At 53.5% G+C, this 24,152-nt stretch carries 15 protein-coding genes; 3 read left to right on the forward strand and 12 right to left on the reverse strand.

Going from position 1 to position 24,152, the window contains the following annotated elements:
• Positions 1–11: 11 nt before the first annotated feature.
• The 10 genes from R3I13_RS25915 to R3I13_RS25960 all read right to left on the reverse strand — a co-directional run bounded on the left by R3I13_RS25915 (position 12) and on the right by R3I13_RS25960 (position 10,415).
• On the reverse strand, positions 12–1,313 hold the full coding sequence (locus R3I13_RS25915) for an efflux RND transporter periplasmic adaptor subunit (RefSeq protein WP_346320906.1): 1,302 nt from the start codon (positions 1,311–1,313) through the stop codon (positions 12–14).
• Positions 1,291–2,544 carry a TolC family protein gene (locus tag R3I13_RS25920; protein WP_346320907.1) on the reverse strand — a complete coding sequence of 418 codons (1,254 nt, stop codon included), beginning with the start codon at positions 2,542–2,544 and terminating at the stop codon, positions 1,291–1,293. The genes R3I13_RS25915 and R3I13_RS25920 overlap by 23 nt, the downstream gene beginning before the upstream one ends.
• On the reverse strand, positions 2,528–4,462 hold the full coding sequence (locus R3I13_RS25925) for an efflux RND transporter permease subunit (RefSeq protein WP_346320908.1): 1,935 nt from the start codon (positions 4,460–4,462) through the stop codon (positions 2,528–2,530). Before R3I13_RS25925 ends, R3I13_RS25920 begins: the two co-directional genes overlap by 17 nt.
• Before the next feature lie 2 nt (positions 4,463–4,464).
• Positions 4,465–5,754: an efflux RND transporter permease subunit gene (locus tag R3I13_RS25930; protein WP_346320909.1), complete on the reverse strand. Its 1,290-nt coding sequence runs from the start codon at positions 5,752–5,754 to the stop codon at positions 4,465–4,467.
• A 188-nt stretch (positions 5,755–5,942) separates the two neighbouring features.
• Positions 5,943–6,341, reverse strand: a complete 399-nt coding sequence (locus R3I13_RS25935; RefSeq protein ID WP_346320910.1) for a hypothetical protein — start codon at positions 6,339–6,341, stop codon at positions 5,943–5,945.
• A gap of 166 nt (positions 6,342–6,507) precedes the next feature.
• A complete protein-coding gene (locus tag R3I13_RS25940; RefSeq protein ID WP_346320911.1) occupies positions 6,508–7,335 on the reverse strand; it encodes a hypothetical protein in 828 nt (275 codons plus the stop codon).
• A complete protein-coding gene (locus tag R3I13_RS25945; RefSeq protein WP_346320912.1) occupies positions 7,332–7,829 on the reverse strand; it encodes a hypothetical protein in 498 nt (165 codons plus the stop codon). The genes R3I13_RS25940 and R3I13_RS25945 overlap by 4 nt, the downstream gene beginning before the upstream one ends.
• An 11-nt stretch (positions 7,830–7,840) precedes the next feature.
• The gene (locus R3I13_RS25950; protein WP_346320913.1) at positions 7,841–8,470 is read right to left on the reverse strand and encodes a class I SAM-dependent methyltransferase; all 630 of its coding nucleotides are present in this window, start codon (positions 8,468–8,470) and stop codon (positions 7,841–7,843) included.
• 42 nt (positions 8,471–8,512) lie between these two features.
• Entirely contained in the window at positions 8,513–9,670 is a 1,158-nt protein-coding gene (locus tag R3I13_RS25955; RefSeq protein WP_346320914.1) for a glycoside hydrolase family 43 protein, read from the reverse strand.
• 124 nt (positions 9,671–9,794) lie between these two features.
• Positions 9,795–10,415 carry an RNA polymerase sigma-70 factor gene (locus tag R3I13_RS25960; RefSeq protein ID WP_346320928.1) on the reverse strand — a complete coding sequence of 207 codons (621 nt, stop codon included), beginning with the start codon at positions 10,413–10,415 and terminating at the stop codon, positions 9,795–9,797.
• A gap of 184 nt (positions 10,416–10,599) precedes the next feature.
• Here R3I13_RS25960 and R3I13_RS25965 point away from each other — a divergent pair, with 184 nt between their 5' ends.
• From R3I13_RS25965 to R3I13_RS25975, 3 genes are all read left to right on the forward strand, one after another.
• Complete coding sequence (locus R3I13_RS25965; protein ID WP_346320915.1) at positions 10,600–11,583, forward strand: FecR domain-containing protein; 984 nt, start codon at positions 10,600–10,602, stop codon at positions 11,581–11,583.
• Positions 11,584–11,801: 218 nt separating this feature from the next.
• Positions 11,802–15,155 (forward strand): TonB-dependent receptor, encoded by a 3,354-nt coding sequence (locus tag R3I13_RS25970; protein WP_346320916.1) that lies wholly within the window; start codon positions 11,802–11,804, stop codon positions 15,153–15,155.
• Positions 15,156–15,181: 26 nt separating this feature from the next.
• Entirely contained in the window at positions 15,182–16,882 is a 1,701-nt protein-coding gene (locus tag R3I13_RS25975; RefSeq protein ID WP_346320917.1) for a RagB/SusD family nutrient uptake outer membrane protein, read from the forward strand.
• 78 nt (positions 16,883–16,960) lie between these two features.
• On the opposite strand, the gene R3I13_RS25980 is transcribed toward R3I13_RS25975, so the two are convergent.
• Both R3I13_RS25980 and R3I13_RS25985 read right to left on the reverse strand, forming a co-directional pair.
• A complete protein-coding gene (locus R3I13_RS25980) occupies positions 16,961–21,841 on the reverse strand; it encodes a PKD domain-containing protein (RefSeq protein WP_346320918.1) in 4,881 nt (1,626 codons plus the stop codon).
• 83 nt (positions 21,842–21,924) lie between these two features.
• A complete protein-coding gene (locus tag R3I13_RS25985; protein ID WP_346320919.1) occupies positions 21,925–24,144 on the reverse strand; it encodes a GH92 family glycosyl hydrolase in 2,220 nt (739 codons plus the stop codon).
• Between the last annotated feature and the right edge of the window lie 8 nt (positions 24,145–24,152).

Consider the following 24,152-nt stretch of genomic DNA (forward strand, 5'->3'; position numbering starts at 1 on the left):
ACAATGTTGCATTAGTGATTCGTTTTGATAAAGCTCTCGCTGTCCACGAGATACGATACATTGGATGCCACTTTCCAGGCGCTGATATCCGTGAGCACCTGTATCATGCCATCCGCTTCCGCACCGGTTCTCACCGCTACGGGAACATAGGCGTCATGTTCTTTCCTGAACACGACGGAACTATTACCCAGCCTTGAAACCGCTTTCTTAGGCAGCCACCAGCCCTCCGTATAAGTCAGGGGAACATTCGCGCTTAATAATTGCCCGGCCCGGAGTTTGTTGTCCGGCAGGTATACCCTCGCTATCGTAAAGTTCATCCCGTTGCGGAAAACAGGTTCGATCAGTCCTATGTTGCCGGATTGCACCATGCTTTCATCGCTGGTGGGATGGAAATGCAGCTTTTGCCCGTGTATAAGCCTGGCAGCCAGCGCGGGCGGGAAAGCGAACTCCGCCACCAGCGCCTTATCCTGGTAGATCGTAAACAGGGACTGGCCCGCGCTGACATACTGCCCTTCACGCAGTAATACCGGCGTAGCGGCGGGCGCTGCAGGCGCGGGAATAGCCGCAGCCGCTCCACTCATACCATTCATTCCATCCCCCGCAGCGGGAGTAGCCGCCGGCATAGAAGGCGCAGGCGTTGCGTTTCCGCCGACCGGTTTCTCCAGGATATAGCCGTTGCCGGGACTGAATACCGGAACGCGGTACAGTATCTCTCCTGTTTTTAATACCCGTTCAACCTGGGCGTTCTGCATGCCGAGCAGCAGCAGCCTTTGTTTCGCGGCAGACAACATTTCACCGCCGCTTTTTGCAATAAAGAGCAATTCCCGCTGCGCTGCCGCCAGTTCCGGCGAATACACTTCCATGATCATCTCTCCTTTCCTGACGGGCTGGTAATTGTATTTAACCAGCAACCGTTCTATCCGTCCGCCAACACGGCTTGAAATACTGGTCTGGTTGCGGGTATCATACGTCACGATACCGTTCACACCGGCAGCAAAAGTGCGCGCGCCGCTTTCCGCGCTGATGGCCGGGATCGTAGCTACGATCCTTGCATTGACCGGTTTCGTCAACATGGCAATGCTGCTGTCTGCCGCCATCCCGCCGTGAGCATCTTTCAGCACCAGGTCCATGCCGCAGACCGGGCATTTCCCGGGTTTATCCTGCACTATCTGCGGATGCATCGGGCAGGTGTATTCCCTGCCTGCAGCATGTTCCGCATGAGCGTCCTTATCGCCTTTACTTTTGCAGGCAGGCAGCGCCAGTACTGAAAAAGCCAGGCCCAGCAATATTTTAACGATATAATTGTTTATCATAATCCACGATCATTTCGTATAATTTTAATTTTTCGTCCAGCACGTTGGCCTGCATCATGGTCAGCGCTTCCCAGGAATCGATCACGTTAGACAAGCCCAGCTTGTTTTCCTGGTAATTGAGGAAGTTCACATCCAGCGCCTGGCGCAGGGCGGGAACGATCTTGTTTTCCATGGCCCCGATCCGCTTTTGCATGGAAAGTATTTCGTAATGCATGCCGTAAAGCATTCCCTGCGTTTCCTGCAGCATAGCGGCCCTTTCTTTTTCCATGGCCTGCACTTCATACTGCATCCCTTTGATCCCCGACTTGTACATTCTGGAAGACCACGGCGCAATCGGGATGCTCGCCATCACCATCGCGCTGTAGGCCTTTGGCATCATGGCGCCCAGCGGATTCATATGGTCGAAGCGCAGCCTGAAGTCCGGCTTCTTTTCTTTCCGCATGCTTTCGATATTCAGCTGCATAGAGCGTATGCTTTCATTCATTTTCAGGATGTCCATTCTTGCCGTTGCCAGGGAAGCTGTATCGTAGGAAGGCACCCCATCAAACTGCGGCTGGTAGCTGGTGTCAATGTCAAACTGGTCATTGCCCGGCGCATTCATCAGGCTGTTCAGCCAGGCCCTGGCTTTGGCAATGTTGCCTTCCTGCATGAGGATCATATTTTTGTTGTCTTCGATCTTCGCGGTGGTCTTGTATACGCCGCTGAGCTGCGACTGGTTGTAGGGATAGCGCACTTCTTCGATCTTCTTCATCGTCTCCATGATCTTTGTATTCTCCTGCAGGATGCTGATCCGCTGTTTCGCGACGAGCCAGCTGAAATAGAGACGTTTCGCCTGCGCTTTCAGATCGTTCAAGGTAACCCCGCGCGTGGCTTTGTACACATTGCCCTGGGAGGCGATATACTTTTTGCGGGCGCTGAGCTTTGCCGGGTTGGGAATGTCCTGTTCCAGCTGCAGCATCAGGCTGCCTTTGTCCCTGTCGTCCATCACCGATTGCCCGGGATATGGCGTCATAAATGTGCCAATACCGGCCATGGGCGCCATCCAGGCGGTGGCGGCGTCTGCATTGTATTGGTAGCTTTCCGCTTTCAGGGAATAAGATTGCAGCAGCGTGTTGTGCCGGTCGATGCGGAGCAGTATGCTATCCAGCGGCAGTACCGGCGCTTGCTGGGCGGCCGCTCCCACCGGCGGGAACAGCGCTGACAGGATGAGATAATTAATGATGTACTTCATGGATCTCCAGTTTTCCGTACTTGCGTAATTCGTATTCTTTTGTTAATAAGAAGATCAGCGGCGTTACCAGCAGGATGTGGGTAGAAGAGGTCAGCACCCCGCCGATCATCGGCAGCACGATAGGTTTCATCACGTCGGTGCCTACGCCTGAGGCCCAAAGGACGGGCACGAGGCCGAACAGGGACACGCATACCGTCATCAGTTTAGGGCGAAGCCGTTTTGCCGCGCCGTGGATTACCGCCAGGCGCAGGTCTTCACGGGTGATCGTTTCCGATGAATTCCCTTTCTCCTTCACCAACTGCTGCATCGCGTCGTTGAGATAAATGACCATGACGATCCCTGTTTCCACCGCGATGCCGAACAGCGCAATGAAACCCACGGCTACGGCCACTGACAGGTTCACGCCCCAGAAATAGATCATGTAAGCGCCGCCTATCAAAGCGAAGGGCACCGTGATAAGGCTCAGGAAAGCTTCCCGGATGGAATGGAAAGCGAAGTAAAGGGAGAAGAAGATGATCACCAGCACCACCGGCGCGATCCACATCAGGGTTTGCTGCCCGCGGATCAGGTTTTCGTACTGGCCGCTCCATTCCAGGTAATAGCCCTGTGGAAGAATACCAGCGGTATGATTCAGTTTTTTGATGGCCTCATCTACCGTGCCGCCCAGGTCCCGGTCTCTGACGTTGAACATCACGGCGCCGCGGAGCATGGCGTTTTCCGAAGTGATCATCGGGGGGCCGTCTGCAAATTTCACGTCGGCCACGGAAGACAATGGTATTTCCCCGAATGAGGCAGACATGATGGGAATGCGTTTGATACGCTCTACGCTGTTGCGGTAATCCTGCGGCATGCGGAGGCTGATGGAGAACCGCTGCCTGCCTTCGATCGTGTTGCCGACAGGCGCTCCGCCCAGCGCTGTTTCCACGGTCTGGTTCACATCATCCACGGTTAACCCGTAGCGGGCAAGGTCCTGCCGCCGGACATCTATATCCAGGTACTTCCCGCCGGTAACAGGCTCCACATACAGGTCCGCAATGCCGGCGGTGCCTTCCAGCGTCTTTTTTACCCGCTCGGAAACAGATGCAATGGTATCCAGGTTCTGGCCATACACTTTCACGCCTACATCTGTACGGATGCCGGTGGCCAGCATGTTGATGCGGTTGATGATGGGTTGCGTCCAGCCGTTGACCACGCCCGGGATCTGGAGTTTGGCATCCAGTTCGTTGATGATATCTTTCTTGGTAATGCCTTCGCGCCATTCCGATTTGGGTTTCAGCATAATGATCGTTTCGATCATGCTGATCGGTGAGTTATCCGTGGCCGTACTGGCACGGCCGGCTTTACCCAATACCTTGTCTACTTCCGGAACCGATTTGATGATCTTGTCCTGCACCTGCAGGATCCGCTTCGCTTCGTTGTTGGAAATATCCGGCAGGGTCACGGGCATGAACAGGATGCTTTGCTCGTCCAGCGGCGGCATGAATTCGCTGCCGAGACTTTTGAGCAGCGGGATGGTGATCACAAGGGCAATAAGATTGACCGCTATCGTGGTCTTGCGCCATTTTAGGACTCCCCTGATGATGGGCTCGTAAACCTTTTCCAATAAGCGGTTCACAGGGTTGGCATGATCCGGACGGAACTTTCCTTTCATGAAAAACGAGATCAGCACCGGCGCCAGCGTTATTACCAGCAGGGCGTCCACGATCATGATGAAGGTCTTGGTATAGGCCAGCGGGTGAAACAGTTTGCCTTCCTGGCCCGTCAGCATGAACACCGGCAGGAACGAGGTGATGATGATGATGGTAGCGAAAAACACCCCGCGGGACACTTGTTTGCTGGATTGCTCAATGACCTTCAGCCGCTCTTCTTCGGATATCCATTCCGGCGGTCTTTTGAATATTTTCTTTAACCGGTTCATTGTTATTGGCTTTGTTGCTGTTTTTGCCACAGGGCATATCTTTCAGCAAGATGTTTATATGCATTTTCGGACATGATGATCCCATTGTCCACGATAACGCCGATAGCCAGGGCGATCCCCGTCAGGGACATGATGTTCGACGAGATGCCGAAAGCATTCAGCAGGATGAAGCTGGCCGCAAGCGTGATGGGAATTTGTATGATGATGCTGAAGGCGCTTCTCCAATGGAAAAGGAATATGATCACGACGACCGACACTACGATCATTTCCTCGATGAGGGTGTTTTTGATGGAAGTGACCGATTCCCTGATCAGCTCTCCCCTGTCGTAGACAATATCGAACTTTACGCCTTCCGGCAGGCCTTTGGCCACTTCTTTCATCCTGGCTTTTACCTTTTCGATCACGGCATCTGCATTTTCCCCGTACCGCATTACCACGATGCCCCCTGCGCGTTCGCCTTCTCCGTCCTGGTCAAATATGCCCAGGCGGGTTTCACCCGTCATTTGCACGGAGGCTACGTCTGCGATGCGCACCGGTATGCTGTTCTGGTTTTTGACGGGGATATTTTCTATTTCTTCGATGGATTGCAGGTAACCTGACGTCTTGATGATATAACCGATGTCGCTTAATTCGAACTTCCGCCCGCCCGATTCGTTGTTGTTAGCCCGGATGGCATTGATGACCTCTGGGACGGAAAGGCGGTAGTACAGCAGCTTATTGGGGTCTACCGTTATTTGATATTGTTTCTGGAACCCGCCGAAAGAGGCGATCTCGCTGACGCCTTCCACGTTCTGCAATGCAAATTTCACGTACCAGTCCTGCAGTGCGCGTTGCTCCCCGAGGTCCATACCGGGGGCGTCCAGCGTATACCATAAGATATGGCCGACGCCCGTGCCGTCAGGGCCCAGCTGGGGTGTGACGCCGGCGGGAAGCGTGCGGGAAACGGTGCTCAGCCTTTCCAGTACCCGTTCGCGCGCCCAGTATATATCCACATCATCGTTGAAGATGACATATATAAAGCTCATGCCGAACATGGAAGAGCCGCGGACGTATTTGATCCTGGGCAGCCCCTGCAGGTTCGTTACCAGCGGGTAAGTCACCTGGTCTTCGATTAGCTGCGGCCCGCGGCCCATCCATTCTGTAAATACGATCACCTGGTTCTCTGACAGGTCCGGGATGGCGTCTATCGGGTTCTTTTTCACGGCGAAAATCCCCCAGGCAAATAACGCCGCGGCCATTACCAGCACGATAAACCGGTTCCTTAATGACCATTCAATAATACGGTGTACCATATCTTGCTTTTCGGTTTTGACGGACGCGGCAGCTCAACGCTGCGCGTTTCATAGTAAAATGATGACCGGCTCAATTGCGTCATTGCAAGGAGCTGTGTTTGTGTAAGTAAGCGGTGAAATATGTAGCGGAAACTACCGGCCATTAAAAGCTAAAGGGAGTGAATAGCAGGCCGGGTAAGGGGTTGGGGTCAAATACGGAAAGTGCAAAAAAAGATACGGGCAGGTACGTTGTTACTTCGGGGCGGGGCATTCCCGGTCGGGTATTCTTCAACAAAAGAGACAGGGAATGCCGCAGGAAGGCTGATGAAAGAAACGGGAACGGCAATGGCCGCCAACTGCATATGTTGAAAAATGTTCTCGGAGATCTTCTGGTCTTTTTCCAGTTTCACTGTCTGGTGAATGTCCTTACAGCATTTTTTAGCACAGGCACTATTCTCCCCTGAACCGCATTTGCTGCATTCCCGGGCTTCGTGCTGCCAGAACTTCACATCTACCAGCTCTCCCATGCAATAATGCAGGTGAAATGTAGCGCCGGTGGACGTTGACATGTAAAGCAGCGCCAGGATCAAAATGAGGAACCTTTTCATCTGCCACAAAAATATGGGCATTCCTGGGTTTAATTGTTACATAATTTTGTGATATCGTTTATATTTTTTGGTGTGCCGGGTATCTGCCGCTTATTTTAATTCCCGCAGCTTTGCTTTCATTTGCGCTATTTCTTCCTGCTGGGTCCTGATGATCGTTTTACATAATTCAATGCCCTGCCAATGCTTCCTCTACATCTGAAGGATAGACCGCATCCAGCATTTCGCAATACGGGTCAGACATATGAAATCCTTCCTTGTATAAACGGGCTGCATGGCTGAAGTATTTTTTCGCCAGCTTGTGTTTCCCCAGAGAGCGGTAAGCCATTCCCCTGTAATAACTGGTTTCTACATAGTTCCTGTTCAATTTTTCCTGCCGGTCGAGGTCCGCCAGGGCGCCGGAATAATCCTGCAGTTTTAATTTTAACACGGCCCTGTGCAGGAAGTCGAACTGCCCGAGATAGGCTTTGCCCCTGGCAGCTATAACACTGTCAATGCCTTTGGAGAAATAAAGGGAGGCACCGGCATAATTGCCTAACTCCCTTTCACATAACGCCATTACGATATTCAGGCTATAAGTGGCGTCGCCGGTACGTTTGGTGGAATAATGAGTGAGGCTGTCGAACCTTTCCAGGTCTTCAAGCGCGCCTTCATAATCTCTCAGGAATTTGAACCTGCACCAGCCCCGTATATCCATGAACCTGCCGGGCTGCAGGGCGACTGCTTTATCCACGTATTTACGCCAGGTTGCAAAATCACCTCTTTTCAGGTAAGGAACGCCTATTTCATTCCAGGCGTCTGCCATACCGGGGCATAGCCGGATGGCACTGTCCAGCAATTCCTGGCATCGCCGCGAGCCCTGCGGAAAATCGCCGGCCAGGTTGCTTAACCTGCAGGCTGTATTACAGCTGGAATCCGTATATACATTGCAATTTTGCTGACCTTTTGAGATGAGGCCAACCAGGCAGAAAAACAAGAGCAGGTATTGGTGCTTCAAGGACTGACGCTTATTATTTTACCATTCCTGATATGGAAAGTGATATACTGGTAGCTGTCATATGCTTTCTCCTTATACACCGGCGCCTGCCACCCGCCCAACTGCTTTACCAGCCCGAGCAACTGTTGGGATAATGCAGGTTTAAATTGAATGGGCTGGTAATTTCCGTCTATCCCGAAGAGGCGGAAACGCCCCGTCTGGCCATTGCAGTTAATAATGAACCTGACTGTCAGGAATCCATGCTGGTCAAGGAACTCGTCCTGCGTATGAAAATTATCGAGGAGAAATTTTACGATCTGTTTTTTATGGCTCTTGTAGTAAGACTTAAGATTGTAATATTCAAGCACCTGCCGGGGATTACATACTTCAAACGCCGGATCGTCCCGCAGGCTGTCGAAGAGGATTTCGCCTGCATTTTCCGGGAAAGCCTGTTTTTGCGCAAAGGCCGGGATGATAAGGATAAAAAGGGTAAGGGATAATATGATGCTTTTCATATAACATGAATTTACGAAAACACCCGTTTTTCTGCCGCAATGAAATATTGCTGCCCTTTCCGCTGCAGGCAATCCGTTTCAAGTATTTTGAAATCAGCGCCCGTGATTGATTGTTCCAGCCCGGGAAGGTCAAATAACTTCATGCCAGGAATAAGCCCGAGCTTGCTGGCAAGCAATAATCCCATCCCCGCAAGCGATCTTTTTCCCAAACAGGGCGTGACGGAAATAAACAATCCTCCCGGTTTCAGCAATTCATGTATCCTCGCCAGCGCTCCCGGCATATCTTCCAGCAAATGGAGCAGGTAGACGGCCAGGATCACATCAAAAGATCCTGCTTTAAGTTTCTCATCAAATATTGTCGAACACGCGTACGTTACGTTCCGGATGTTAAGCTCACCGGCACTCTGCCGGGCCACCCGGATCATTTCAGGGGAAATATCAATGCCGGTTATCCCGTTCACTTCACCGGCAATCGCGTTGGCCACTATCCCGGTCGCGCAGCCGTAATCCAAAACGTTACCTTCCTGCCTGAGATACTTCCTGGTTTTATCAAGTATCCTGATTCGTCCGTCCCTGTCCTTCATTTCTTCCTTATCGTACCCGCCTGCATTGTTGTTCCAGAATTTTTCAGATCTGTTCATATTTCTTCTTTTATAAACAACAAAACAGCATCCGCAAGGTTGCTATTTGCTTCCGGGTATGGCCTGCGGCGCGGTGGTAGGGCCTTCTACGATAAGCTTGCCGTCTTTTAATATCTTCATCCGGTCAATGAAAACAACACGTTGCTCACCCGTCACGGAAGTACGCGCGTGGTATACGCAAAGCATCTCTTTTCCATCCGGCGAGTATGTGATGCTGTTATGTCCCGTTCCGGTCACTACCCCGCCCTTCTCTACGTTTTTCTGTAATACGGGGTTGTTGGCTGCTTTGGTAAAGGGGCCCAGCGGGCTTTTGGAAGTGGCATACCCGACTGCGTAATTTTTGCCGCCGAAATAATTGGCGGAGTACATCATATAGTAGGTATCTCCTTTTTTAAAGATAACTGAACCTTCCGTCCACCGGCGGTTGATCTCTTTTGAAGTAACAGAGCGGCTTTCCCATTCGGCCTGCTTGTCATCCATTTTTACGGGAGGACGCAATAACATTACCGGCTCTCCGATTACGCCGCTGAAATCAGGTTTCAGTTCAACGCCGTATACCCAGCTTTCTTCAACAACGTCAAACCATCCCTTTTCCTTCGCCCAGGCCGCCACTTCGCTCTCCACGGGATGTTTGTAGCAGCAGCGGGAATAATAAAGGTAAATCCTGCCATTTTTATCGAATAGCACGTTGGCATCGATAACGGGGTAGCCGGGATCAAAAACGGGTTTGTTGCTGAGGTCGGTGAACGGTCCTGCGGGATTGTCTGCCACGGCCACGCCGATACGGAAATTCTCCAGTTCTTTATTGGGATTGTCTTTCCACTGCGCGCTGTAGAACATGTAGAACTTTCCTTTGTACTCGTACACTTCAGGCGCCCAGTAAGCCCCGTTCCACGCGGCGGTGGAGTCGCTCCAGCCGTTGCTGTTGCCGGCGTAATATACCTGTCCTATACTTTCCCAGTTCACCAGGTCTGCGGAGGAATAAGCGGCAAAACCGTTTTTGGCGCCTCCGCCGGTTCCGTACATATAATATTTGCCGCCTTTGACTTTCAGTACATAGGGGTCACCGAATTCAATCGGCAGCGGGTTCTGGTAGGTGCGCCCGGTGGCCGGCTGGCTGGACTGTGCAAGCAGCCCGGAAGTATGCAGGGTTAACATCAGCAAAAAGGATCCGATTGATATCTCCAGTGTTCGTTTCATTATTTGATAGTTATTTAAGAGGATGCGGTCAAATATAGCCGTAAGAAATTACAAATTAAAATTTGTGGGGGCAAGGAAAGATTATGCATAGATGGAGTAAAGCGCTGAAAGGAGTTGCCCGCTGCTACAGGCCCGCAGAGTGGTACAGGCCGTCTGCGGCAATGATCAGCAGCAGGGTTACATCATTGCCCAGCGATGCCCGCAGGATGCGCAGGGCTTTGCGCATGTGCTGCTCTACTGTGTTAACGGAGATGTTCAGTCTTTCCGCCACTTCCTTGTTGGAGAGCTGCGCCTCGCGGCTCAGCAGGAACACGGCCCTGCATTGGGGCGGCAGTTCTTCTATACGCGCCTTGATGTAAGTATGCAGCTCTTTCATTTCCAGCTGCAGGTTTACTTCCGGGGCCTGGAAAAGCGGGCCTTTCCACAACGCCTGGTCTTTCCGCAGCTGCTGCAGCTGCTGGCGGTGATAATTGAAAATACGGTTCTTTAATGCAACAAAAAGATAGTTCCCCGGAACAGTATCTTCACGGAGGGAGGGCATCTGCCGGTAAAAAGAGAGGAACACGTCCTGCGCCAGCTCTTCCGCCGCGGCGGTGTTACCGGTTTTTTTATAGGCGATATTCACCAGGCGGATGAAGTGCCGTTCATATATGATGTTGAACGCTTTCTCATCTCCCTGCTGCCATAACGCGAATAATTCAGGATCACTATAGTTGGCGTACCGTGCTATGATGATAAAGTTTATTCAAATTTAACAATATTCCGTACTTTTTCAACGCTTTGCTGAATCGATTCAGCAAAAAATCAAAGATCCCTTTATCAAACAGGTTATCAGTCAGTTAGAAGAAAAATCCCTGGAAAAGAAAAAAAATCCCCTCGAGGACTAACGGCAGCTGCCTGAAACCGTGTTTTTATTTACAGTTATACTTATGGAAGCACACGCTTTATATGAACTCCTGGAAAAATACCGGCAGGGCAAATGCAGCCCCGAAGAGCTGGAGCAGCTGGAACGCTGGTATGCGTCGCTGGGCAAAGACCGGCCGGACAGCCTGCTGGAAGAAGGCAGCGAAGCAGCGCAGGTGCTCACCAGCCGTAAATTACAGGAGCTGCATGCCTCCCTCGGGCGGGAGCGGCGCGTGGTGCCATTCCGTAAAAGAGTGCTGCGATGGGCGGCCGTAGTAAGCGGGCTGATATTGCTGGCGGGAGGCGCCAGGTATTATTTTAAGCCTGCTTCCCGCCAAGGCGAACTGGTAAAAGAATATCGCATACCAGCCGCGCACAGCCGGCACATCACCCTGCCGGACGGCAGCCTGGTCATATTGCACGCCGGCAGCCGCCTCGAATACCCCCTCGCGTTCAACAACAACATCCGCGACGTGACGCTGGTGGGCGAAGCTTACTTCGACATCAGGCCGGATACCGCCAAACCATTTGTGATACACAGCGGCAGCCTGCGCACCACGGTGCTGGGCACGGCTTTTAATATCAGGGCATATGAAGGCTCCCCGGAAATAACGGTATCGGTTACACGCGGAAAAGTGAAAGTGGAAACAGAGCAGGAAGGCAAACTGCTGGCCGTGCTGACGCCGGACCAGCAGGTGGTGTACAACAACATGGGAGCCACCGCCGTCAGGCAGCCTGTGACCGCGGATTCCGCTATACAATGGGTGCGGAAAGACATGGTGTTTGAAAATCTTTCTTTCGCCGCCGTTGCACAGTCCATCAGCAACCGCTACCACGTCAATGTCCGGTTTGAGGACGAAGGGCTGGCTACCTGCCCCATCAGGGCCTCGTTCAACGGCACAGAGCCGCTGGAGACCGTTTTATCTGTAGTCTGCGGCATCCGCAATGCATCATATACCATAGAAGACGAAAACGATATCCTGATAACAGGGAAAGGATGTCTGCCATGAAACTATTTCGCTAGATAGAGAAGAACAACACTATTCGTTCACCAAAATTGCGTTCAAATAAGAAACGGGCCGTGTATCCGTAGGGCCCTGCATTTGCCTAACCTTTCTGACGACCAGCAGGCACATACCCGGAACAAGGCAATGGCATTGCCACAGGGCAGCGTATGCCCGTAAGTCAACCAGGATTATTCTGTAAACAAACTAAACTTAAACTAGTTATGAAAACACACGTAGCTGTGCAAAAACAGCTGAGAGGCTTCCTATTGCCTTTACTGATCTCAACTTTCCTTGTGTTGCCCATGTTCCTTTCCGCATCGGGCAATGCGCAGGACATGAACACCAAAAAGATCACCTTATCGCTTACCAAAGAATCACTCCGCAATGCGCTGGTAAAAGTAGAATCACTTTCAGGCTTCCGCATTGCTTATCCGCCGGACCAGGTGGCGCGTTTCCGCAGCGTCAGCCTGCCTAAAGGCACACGCACCGTGAAAGAGACCATTAACCTGCTGTTGCTGAATACGTCTTTGCAATTCCGCCAGCAGGAGGAGATCATCGTCATATTCCTGCAGGAAGAAGGGAAAGCGGAAACAGATACCACCATAGCACCCGCCGCTGCGCCCCGCCAGGAAACGAAAGCACGCACCATCATCGGCTCCGTAACCGAAGCGCGCACCAACGTTTCCCTGCCCGGCGTTACCGTCATGATCAAAGGCACCAACCGCGGTACGCAAAGCCAGGGAGACGGCACTTACAGCCTGCAGGTGCCGTCAGGCTCCACTACGCTGGTGTTCAGTTATATCGGCTACAAGCCCAAAGAAGTGGAGCTGACCTCCTCCAACCAGCTGCACGTGGCGATGGATCCTTCCAACACCGGGCTGGACGAGGTGGTGATCGTGGCGTACGGTGAACAGAAGAAACAGACCGTAACAGGTTCCATCGCTTCGCTTACCACGAAAGAGTTGCAGCAAAGCCCTGTGTCTAACCTCACCAACGCACTGGCAGGCCGCCTGCCCGGCCTCATTACCACGCAGCGCAGCGGCGAACCCGGCGTGGACGCCAGCACGCTCTATATACGCGGCATTGCCACGCTCAACAGCGCCACGCCCATTTTCATGGTAGACGGTGTGGAACGCAGCATCGATTACGTAGACCCAAACGATATTGAAAGTCTCACCATCCTGAAAGACGCCGCCGCCACCGCCGTGCTTGGCATGCGCGGGGCAAACGGCGCTGTGCTGATCACCACCCGCCGCGGCAAATCAGGCGCGCCCAGTGTGAACTTCCGCGCATCCGCCGGCATGCAGGAGGCCAATAAATTGCCGGAATACCTTGGCTCTTACGACTATGCCCGGCTGCTGAACGAAGCGCTGGTGAACGACGGCGCACAGCCCGCTTTTTCAGATGAACAGCTGGAAGCCTTCCGCAACGGCACCGCGCCGAATACGGACTATTACAAATTCATTATGAAAACCTCCCACGTAGGACAGGCGAACCTGAACGTCAGCGGCGGCGGCAACGTGGCACGCTACTTCATTTCAGCCGGCTACAACATTGCAGAGGGCAACTACCGGCATACCAAATCCAATAAAGAAGGCTACAACGGCAACAACGTCATGAAAAGGTATAACCTGCGCGCCAATGTAGACGTGGACATCACTCCCAACCTCTCCGCCCGCCTGGACCTGGCCGGCATCCTGACAGACAGGACGGACGGCAACAACTCTGCCAGCACCATCATGAACCTGGCCAACCGCATGGCGCCTATTTATCCCATTTTCAACGAAGACGGCAGCATGTGGGGCAACGGTACTTTCCAGAGCAATATTTACGGGGAACTGTCGCAGAAAGGTTACCGCCGCTGGTACAACAACACCACGCAAGGTACCTTCGCCCTCACCCGCAAGCTGGATTTCCTGACGAAGAACCTCAGCGCCAAACTTTCATTCTCTTATGACAACACCAATACGCCCAATGCCAGTTACGGCCGCAACTACGCCGTATTTGAGCCCATCCGCAATGCACAGGGGGAAATCACCAGCTACAAACAGTTCGGCAACGACACCCGCATAGACCCCAACGGCGGCTTCAGTGGCGGGGGCGCGGTGCGGCAGACCTATGTGGAAGCCACCGCCAACTGGAACCGGTCCTTCAAAAAACACAACGCCACCGCCATGCTGCTGTGGAACAGGCGCCTGCTCGAAAACGGCTCCAGCATTCCCAACGCGTACCAGTCCCTGCTATTCCGCGGCACGTACAACTACAACCAGAAATACCTGCTGGAGCTGAGCGCTTCTTACCAGGGCTCTGAAAACTTCCCGAAGGAAAGCCGCTTCGGCCTGTTCCCTTCCATTTCCGGCGGCTGGGTACTGTCTGAAGAGAATTTCATCAAAGACAATGCGCCCTACATCCGTTTCCTCAAACTGCGTGCGTCCTATGGCGAAGTAGGCAACGACCGGAGCGGCGGCGACCGCTTTCTCTGGTTCACTTCCTGGGGCGGCGCCGATCCGTATTATTTCGGCAGCAACGCCAACCAGGCCAACGGCTGGGGCCAGGGCGCCATCGGCAACCCCGGCGTTACCTGGGAGCGCGGCAAACAGGTAGACCTCGGGCTCGACCTGCAAATGTGGAACGGCAAGCTGGATATCACGCTGGACGTGTTTTCCCAGAAAAGAAGGAAAATACTCATTTCCCGCAGCACCCTTTCCGATGTGTTCGGCCAGGGCATCAAGGCGCAGAACATTGGCGCCGTGGACAACAAAGGCATAGAGTTTGAAATTTCCCACCGCAACAACATCGGAAAATTCCGCTACCAGGTGAGGCCAAACTTTACCTACGCAAAGAACGTCATCGTGTACAGCGACGAAGTGACCCGCAGTTATTCCTGGATGCGGCGCACCGGCCATCCCATCGGCACCAAGTTCGGACTTATTGCAGAAGGCTTTTTCAGGGATGCGGAAGATGTGGCGGGCAGCCCCTTCCAGAATTTTTCCGCTTATGGTCCGGGCGATATCAAATACAAAAAACTCACCGGCAAAGAATATGACTACATACAGGCCAGCTTCGATGAAACCCGCATTGGTTACGCCCGCACGCCGGAGATCATGTACGGCGCCACGCTGGCTGCCGGCTATGGCAACTGGGACCTCAGCGTATTATTCCAGGGCGCCGCGCACGCGGATGTACTGCTGAACAACGAAGCCGTGTACGAATTTTTCCAGAGCGGTAAAGTGAAGCCCTTCCACCTGGGCCGCTGGACGCCGGAAACCGCCGCCACCGCCACTTACCCGCGCCTGCACAGCAATACCCATGGCAACAATCACCGCGCTTCCTCTTTCTGGATACGCAGTGCAGATTACCTGCGGCTCAAGAACGCGGAAATAGGTTATACCCTGCCCAAGCGCTGGATCGCGCCGCTGAGCCTCTCCTATTTCCGTATTTACTTCAACGGCATGAACCTGTACACCTGGGACAAGCTGGACGATTTCCAGGTAGACCCGGAAATAGGCGACGGCAACGGCGCCATGTATCCCATTCAGCGTATCTGGAACTTCGGGATAGATGTAAAATTTTAACCACTCACCATTTAAGCTGATTCAAAATGAAACGTAATATTCTCCTTACGATATTTTTATTTTCCGCGCTCGCCCTGCTGCCTCATTGCAAAAAGGGCTTTCTTGACAGGGCCGCCACCACGCAGCAGCAGGATGTAGACATCTTTACCAGCTTCGCGATGACGGACCAGGTGGTAAACAACCTCTACAGCAAAATGCGCGGCACCTACACTTACCTTGGCGGCTACAACATGGGCTCCGCTACAGACGAAGCCAAGGACGCCTCCAGCTGGATGGGCTCCATGCGCTTCAACAACGGCTCCTGGTCCGGCAACGACAACCCTATCGGCAACACCTGGCGGGACAACTACGTGGCCATCCGCCAGGCCAACACCATTCTCGAGAACGTAGCCAGGTTCAACACGCCCGATGATGCGAACAACCCCGGCACCCTGGAGATCAGGCTGGGCGAAGTGTATTTCCTGCGCGCCTATTTCCTGTTCGAGCAGATGCGGCAGTTCGGCGGCGTGATCATCGTTACAAAATCCATTGACCAAACGGATGAAGCCGCGCTGAACAAGCCCCGCAATACCTACGACGAATGCGTGGCCCAGGTATTGGCAGATTGCGACGAAGCGTTCAAACGCGTACGCTACACCTACGATCCCAATACGGAAACAGGCCGCGTTACCAAAGGCGCCTGCCTCGCGCTGAAGGCCCGCGCATTGCTCTTTTCCGCCAGCCCCTTGTGGGCCAATGCCGGTAAAACCGGCTTCCTCGCGGATATTGCCAGCGGCAGCATGCCCTCAGACCCTGCCAAATGGAAAAAGGCCGCAGACGCCGCCAAAGCCGTGATAGACCTGAAAGACGGCGGCAACACGGTATACGCCCTGGAACCAACACTGGCCGCCCGGCAGGATATGTTCAAAAGCAAAACGCTGCAAAGCAAAGAAGTGATCTTTGTGCGCATGCGCGAAGCCAACCAGGACTACGACCGTTATATTTTCCCCAAGGGATACGGCGGCTGGAGCGGCTGCGCGCCCTCCCAGGAGCTGGTGGACGATTATGAAATGAACAACGGCCTGCCTATCGACGACCCGCTTTCCGGCTACGACGACACCAGGCCCTACACTAACCGCGATCCCCGTTTTTATACGGACATCCTCTACAATGGCGCCAACTGGAAAGGCCGCCAGGTAGAGACCTACGCTACCGGCCGCGACAGGCAGAGCACAGAAACAGACCATACCCGCACCGGTTATTTCACCCGCAAGCTGGCAGACGAGGCCATAACACCCGGGCAAAGCGGCAGCCGCTTCATTCATGGCATCAATTACCGTCTTGCTGAAATGTACCTCAGTTACGCGGAAGCGCTCAACGAATGCGAGCCTGCCAATCCCGATGTGCTCACCTACGTAAACCTGATACGCACACGCGCAGGCCAGCAGCCTCTGCCGGCGGGTCTTTCGCAGGCAGACATGCGTAAACGCATACAAAATGAAAGGCGCATAGAGCTGTGTTTCGAGAATCACCGCTTCTGGGATGTGCGCCGCTGGAAAATAGCGGAAACCACGCAGAAAGAAATGTGGGGCATGCGGCCAATCATAGACGCCACCGCACCGGGCGGTTTCCGGTACGAACGTTTCAAGGTGGAAGACAGGCTGTGGAGAAATGCGATGTACGTGATCCCCATCACAACAGACGAAACACTGAGGAACCCCAATCTGAAGCAGAACGAAGGCTGGTAACCATCGGGCTGCATACATTCAATTACCAGGAAAGTAATAAGGGGGCGAAAGCCCCCTTTTGTTGTTGTATTGAATAAGTTACCTGATCAGCGTAACCGTGCCCCTGAATACGAAAGTAGTACCGTCCTCGCACACGGTTTCTATCGCATATACATAGCTGCCGTAAGGCGCAGGCTTGTTCTTCCAGGTGCCGTCCCAACCGGCGGCGGCGCTGTTGATCTGGAAATGCGTTCTTTCAAATACCAGGCCGCCCCACCTGTCGTAAATGCGCATCCAGGCCACTTCTTTGATGCCGCGGCCTTTGGGGTAGAACCGTTCGTTTACGCCGTCTTTGTTGGGTGAGAAGCCTGTTGGCAGGAACACCGCCCCCATGTCGCAGGTTACTTTTACCAGCACATCGTCCGTGGCCTTGCAGCCGTAGCTGTTCTTTACTTCTACCGTATAATTTGTGGATATATTGGGCAGGGCCACCGGGCTTGGACAGGCGGTGCAGTCCAGGTATTCCTGTGGCGTCCAGGTCCATTGTATGATATCTGCGCTGCCTTGTGCGCCCAGTGTTACAGGCACACCTGCCATCCCTGTGCGGTCCGGCCCGGCATTGACGGTGGGCGCCGGCTGTACGTTCACTACCAGCGAAGTATCGTGCGTAAAGCAACCATCGGCATCATAGCCGGTTACTTCATAGGTGTAATTGCCTGTTGTTTTGATGGTGGCATGCGGGTAAGGGCTGCCGGTATCATCCAGCCCCTCTCCTTTCCACAGGTAATGATCAGCGCCCGCTACCCGCAGCGGAAGCTCATGACCAAGGCACAGTACCGTATCCGGTGTGGCCTGTATCCTGAAAGGTTGTGCCACGCGGATGCTCACATCGTCGGTATTAGTGCAGCCATTGGCGTCTTTCACGGTTACCTGGTAAGTGGTGTTTATCCCTGGAGACGCCACCGGGTTGGGCGCCTGCGGGTTGCTCAGGTCCGTGGCCGGCGACCATTGATAAGTGATGCCGCCGCCAGCGCTCAGCGTGGCACTGCTACCCAGGCATACTACATCCGTTGTGGCAGCGGCGTTCACCACCGGCGTGGGCGTTATATTAATATCGTGAAGCGCTGTATCGCTGCAACCATCTTTGCTGGTAACAATGAGCTTCACCTCCGCAAGACCGGGCTTGCCGAACACCTGGTTAGCCGGTTGTTGTACATTGCCGGTGTTATTATTGCCGAAGTCCCATTTCCAGGCAACATCACTTGCGTTGCTCACTGTGCCGCTGAAGCTGACCGGCGCGTCCTGGCAGGCCTGCAAAGGCCCGCTGATGGCCGATACCGGCTTGGGATAGGCATGCACCATTTTGCTCACCGTTTGCGTACAGCCGAAAGCGGTAGTAGTAGTGAGGGTGAAATTATAGCCCTGCAGTTTATCCAGGTAGAAACGCGGCGTGGCAGTGGCATCGTTTTCCGCCTGCAGCCCGGTTTCGTATGTCCATTTATACGTGGCTTCTTCTTTCAGTTCATCAATGGAGTAGCTGTTGAACTTGGGCGCAAAGGTGATCCAGCCTTCATCGCATACGAACTCCGGCACAGACGCCAATTGCACATCCAGCTTGTCTATAACGATAGGATCTTCCAGGAACGCGGTGCCCTTGCAGCCTGCCTGGTCTGAGAGGATGAGGCGCGGCTTGTAAATACCGGGATCTTTGAAAGTATGTTTGATCACTGCATCCGTTGTTTCCGTTACATTACCGTCTGTGAAGTCCCAGGCAAAGTTGACCGCGTTCATAGCCTCTACCTTGAACTCTATCTCTTTTGTGAGACAGCCGCCGTTGGAAGAAGTGGTGATAGTGGCGTAAGGGCCCTTTACTTCTACTTCCTCCTCGTATTCGTCTTCTGTATCAGCATCACCTATCACTTTCAGCTTCACTTTATATTTTCCTGCGTAGGTGTAAGTGTGGGAAGGATTGTCGATGGTGGAAAAGCTGCCATCGCCGAAATCCCAGTATGAACTGGCGTGGTTAACGGAGGTGTTGGTGAAACGGGCTATCACCGGCGGGCAGCCGCTGTTATTCACGAACGAAGTGGTAACCGTAAAACCGGCGCTGACGCTGGATACTTTGATCTGTTTTTTTGCGCTGTCCACACAACCGTTATCGTCTTTTGCCAGCAGCTTCACGGTGTAGACGCCTTTATCAGGATAGAGCTTGTTCGGGCTGTGCTCGGTGGAAGAGGTATTATCCCCGAAGTCCCACTGGTAGGTGGCATTGCCGCCCGTTTCGGAAGTATAGTTAAAGAACCATACATCGCCGCCAGGCGGTATCAGTGAGGCGCTCGGCATAAAGTCTGCGTTGGGGCCGTTCACCTGCAGGTAGGCGCCGCTGGTCATGCTGGTGCAGCCGTCTTCGTCTGTGACGGTCAGTGTCGGGGAAAAATAACCGGACTTATTATAACTGTGTTTAAAAGGAGGCGCGGTAAATATTTTTACAGGAGTACCATCCCCGAAATTCCATGACCAGGTTTTGATAGGTTTCCCGTTGGAAACATCCGTCTGGTCTGTAAAAGTAAGCTCAGTGCCCCTGCACTCCAGCACGTCCGGTGCAAGGAATTTCGCCACCGGCCCGCGCACGGTCACCGGTACCTTGTTGCTGGTATCCGCGCATCCCAACATGTTATACCTGATAAAACGGATGGTGTCCTTGCCGGGTTTGAGGTTTGCAAAAGTGGCGTTTTGGTAACCGTAATCCCACGGAAAAGTACCGTCTGAAGAATGCCAGAAATAATATGAGATGGGAATGGCAGCGTCAATGGATGTTATGCTGGCCTTGAGCATTTCATTACTGCACAGCGTTGTTTTGTCTGTGTTAATGGTAATGGGCGACGGCGCATACACCGTGATGCTCAGGGAATCGGTACTGGTACAGATGCCGTCTGAAACGGTCAGCTTTACAAGGTAGACGCCCGTCTTGTCGTATTTGTGTTTCGCGGGACTTGTTTTTGAAGTGTATACATTTTCCTTCCCGTCTCCCCAACTCCATTTCCAGCTGGTAATATTGCCGATAGACAGATCATCAAAACTCATCTCCGTTCGGTTCTCACAATTGACAGGCTGTATGGCAAAACGTGGGAAAGGATTCACCGCTTTGATATAATCCGTTTTGGTGACCGTTGCCCGGCAGCCGAAATTTGCCACGGTCAGCGATACCGTATAGATACCCGGCTCCCTGTAGCTATGCGCCGAATTCTTGGTGTGAACGCCGGCGGTGCCGTCACCAAAATCCCAGATCCATTCGTTGCCTACGTCTGCAGTTCCATTGAAATGCACCCAGTTGTTGCCGCATACCTGCGGGGCTTCCGGTGATGAAAAATCAGGCACCGGTTTTTTATACACCCGGATACCAGCGGTAGAATACAGGTTCACCGTTCCTTTACAGCCATTCGCTGTGGTATAGGTAAGCTTTACGGTGTAGGTGCCTGCCGTGGTATAGGTATGCGAGGGCGTGGCGGCAGTGGATTTGGGGCTGCCGTCGCCAAAGTCCCATTCATAGCTCGTAATGTTATCCCCGGCAGTGATCCAGCTGCTAAAAGAAGGAGTCAGTCCTTCGCAACCCTCATTAACACTTGCATAGGCGTTCACCTCCGGCTTTACCACATAGATATAATCCCAGGCTTCGCTGGAGCAGCCGGATGCATTGCCTACCGTGAGCTTTACGGTGTAACCTCTCACGGCATTGTAAGTAACGGAAGGGTTTTGCTGGGTAGAAGATTGTTCATTCCCAAAGCTCCAGTTCCAGCTGGTGGCGCCCTGCGATTTATCGGTGAACTTCACGGTGGCTGGCACATCGCAGATAGCCGCCTGGTCGAACGAAAAAGCGGCCTGGGGTGCGGGTTTCACCACAAAATCTTTCGTCACCGATTCCCGGCATTTGCCGTATTCTGCCGTCATGGTCACCTTTACAGTGCCAGGGCCGCCGGATGGATAATATAGAACAGAGGGGCTGCTGTAACTGTCGATGTACCCTTTATCAACGCTCCAGGTCACATTGTCTGCCTGCGGGTTGTTGGCAGCGTTGAAGGGGGCGCTGCTGCTGTTCGCACAGATGCTGGCCGGCACCACGAAGTCCGTTTTAAAATTGGCCACGTTAATGTCCTCAGACGTTTTGCTGGCGGTGCAGCCTTTATCGCTGGTAACGGTGAGTTTTACTTTATAAACACCCCGGTTGGTATAGTTATGCGGGCCAGGGTTAGCCACTGAAGCGGTGCCGCCATCGCCAAAGTCCCATTTATAGGTAAGATTGCCGGGGCCCGTGGAGGTATTGGTAACCGTCAACGTGCCGGGAGCGGTGCAAAGGAACTTGTCAGACACGCTGAAATTCACGACCAGCGGGGCCGCCGCGTCTACGATATTACTGATCTGCTTCGATGCCGTGCAACCGTTGCTGTTTGTAACGGTGAGGGTAACGGTGGGCGACAACGCGTTGTTGTAAGTATGCACCGGGTTGCTGCCGGAACCGGTGGCGCCATCCCCGAAATCCCAGCTGTAGGCTGTGATAGTGCCGTTCATGGGGTTCGACTTGTCCGTAAAAGTAACGTCGAAGGGTATGCAGCCTTTGGCGGGGCTGGCGGTAAAGTCGGGTTTGGGTTTCTCCCATACCGTAACCGACTTTTCCGCTGTGCTGGTATTGCCCGCGGCATCTTTCACAGTCAGCGTCACTTTGTAAGTACCTGCCGTTGTATAGGAAGCGCTGGGGCTTTGCTGCGTAGAGGTTGCACCGTTACCCAGGTTCCACTGCCAGGAAACGGGGTTGCCGGTAGAATTATCGTTGAATTTGGTGATCAGGCTTTCACAATCGCCGGATTTACTGGGGGTAAAATCCGCCCTTAACTGCGCCCGGGCGGAAACGCCCGTCAAAAGCATCAAAAAAAGTACAACATAGGTGATAGCACGGCCAGGCGCTGCCTTGGGAAGTAGGGACATGAGAATAAGAATTCGCGTCCGAAAGGTAAGCAAAAAATCCAAATCCGGGGCGGCCATTTGCCCGGAAAACCGCTTTAGCACTGTCAGTCAGGGCATTGTGCAGTATGCACCTTCAGCTGTCCGCCGCGCATCAGCACGTCGTGCGTGATATGCATGGCCGCATGCGGCCGGCCGTTGAGGCTGAGGGATTGAATGCAGCGGCCACTGCCGGTTACTTTTATTTCCCAGGTCCTGCCATTGGGCAGTTTTATCACCACGCGCTCAAATGCGGGCGTGCAGAGCTGGTACTGGCCGCCAACGGGGTCTACCGGGTACATGCCGATGGCTGCAAAAACATACCAGGCGCTCATCTGGCCGGCATCGTCGTTGCCGCTCAGGCCGCCAATGCCGTCGCTGTACTCTTCTTCCAGGATACGCGCCACGGCCTGCTGGGTTTTATAAGGCGAAGCGGTGTAGTTGTAGAGGAAAGGAATATGATGGCCGGGCTCGTTGCCGTGCCAGTATTCGTTTTTAAGAAAGAGGCTGTCCAGCGCATTTTCAAAGGCCTTCCGGCCGCCCATCAAAGCGGCAAGGCCTTCAACGTCCTGCGGTACGTAAAACGTGTACTGGCGCGGGGTGCCTTCGGTGATGAAAGGAAGTTTTTTGTCCGGGTGGAATGTTTTATAAAAGCTGCCGTCGCTGTAGCGGCCGTTCACCAGGCCCACTGAGGGGTCGAACACATGGCGGTAGTTGCGGGCGCGTGCTGCCAGCACGGCGTGGTCGTTTTTCCTGCCGGCGGCGGCCGCTATGGTGGCCAGGGCATAATCGTCGTACGCATATTCCAGCGTGCGCGATACCTGTTCTTTTTTATGGAAAGCGTCCGGCACGCTGTCTTCCAGGGGAACATACCCGTATTGCAGGTAGGAAGCCAATGCGCGGCGGCCCTTGCCGTTTTTGTAGTCAGGAGGCGGCGCAACGTCAAAGGCATTTTTACGCATTAAAGCGTATGCTTTTGCAACATCATACCCGCGGATGTTCTTATTGTAGGCTGATGCAATGAAGGCGGTAACATGATCGCCGATCATGGCGGCTGTATAACTGTTCCAGCAGGGGAAAATGGGCAGCCAGCCGCCCTGTTCGCCTTTCAGGATCATAGAGCGCACACAGTCGTTGATCAGGCGGGGCTGCAGTATTTCAAACAGGGGCAGTTGCGCGCGGTAGGTGTCCCACATGGAAAAATCGTCGTAATAATTTCCTTCTTTCAGCTGCTCCGCCTGGTAATTGCCTGCAAAGCGCGGGTAACGCCCATCTATATCGTTCATCAGGCGCGGGTGCTGCATAGTGCGGTAAAGCGAGGTATAAAATACCCGTTTGGCCGCCTCATCATGTCCCGATACTTCCACCTGCCCGAGCGCTTTATTCCAGGCGCTTTCAGCCTGCTTACGGAAGCGTTCAAAATCCCAGGTGTTCATTTCAGCGCGTAAATTCTTACGGGCGCCTTCGAGGCCGGTGAAAGATGTGCCGATGCGCAGCTTTACCACCGTTCCCGCCGCCGCTTTCAGGCCAATGTAGCCGCCCGCCCCGGGCTGGTCCCGGATGCTTAAGGCAGCGGAGGTTCCCGCTGCCGAAAATGTTCCCGCGGTGGCAGCCGTTTCATACTGGATCACGAACCAGCCGCTGAAACCCGCCGGCTGGCCACTGCCCTGGTAAATGCGGTAAACGGGGTTATAGCCGGTGATCTCTTTCTTTACGGTATCGATGCTCACGAAACCTTTGTGTTTATCGCTATTGGGCGTTATCAGCAGGTACAGGCTGTCTGATTGCAACATGGTGAATTGCAGCATGCCGCAGCGCGCGGTGGCCGTCATTTCCGTTTGCACGTCACCCAGCTGGTTCCTGTAATAATGCGGGCCGCTTATTTCTTTACTGTGATCAAGAGGCAGGGTGGCGGAGGTTTTCAGCGCGCCGGTCACCGGCATTACCGTTACGCTCCCGTAGTCCTGCGTACAGGAGCCGCTCAGCCAGTGCGTGAGCCGGTAGCCGCCTGATGTTTCGTCTTTGTAATAATAAGGCGCCTGGCATTTACGCTCGGTGGCGCGGGTTTGCGGGCTCAGCTGCAACATGCCGAAAGGCAGGCCCACCGCGGGGATGACGTTGGCCAGCATTTCCGTGCCGGCGCCATGTTTGGCAGCGCTGATGGTAGTAGACGCTGCGGTACCCGTCAGGGGATTTACATATTTCACAAACGAAGACTGCGCATGAGCGCCACTATATGCCAGTAAGAATAACGCGGAGATCTTTTTCATACAGCATAAATATAACAAAAACCGGA

The sequence above is a fragment of the Chitinophaga sp. YIM B06452 genome (assembly GCF_039655965.1).
Lineage (GTDB): Bacteria > Bacteroidota > Bacteroidia > Chitinophagales > Chitinophagaceae > Chitinophaga.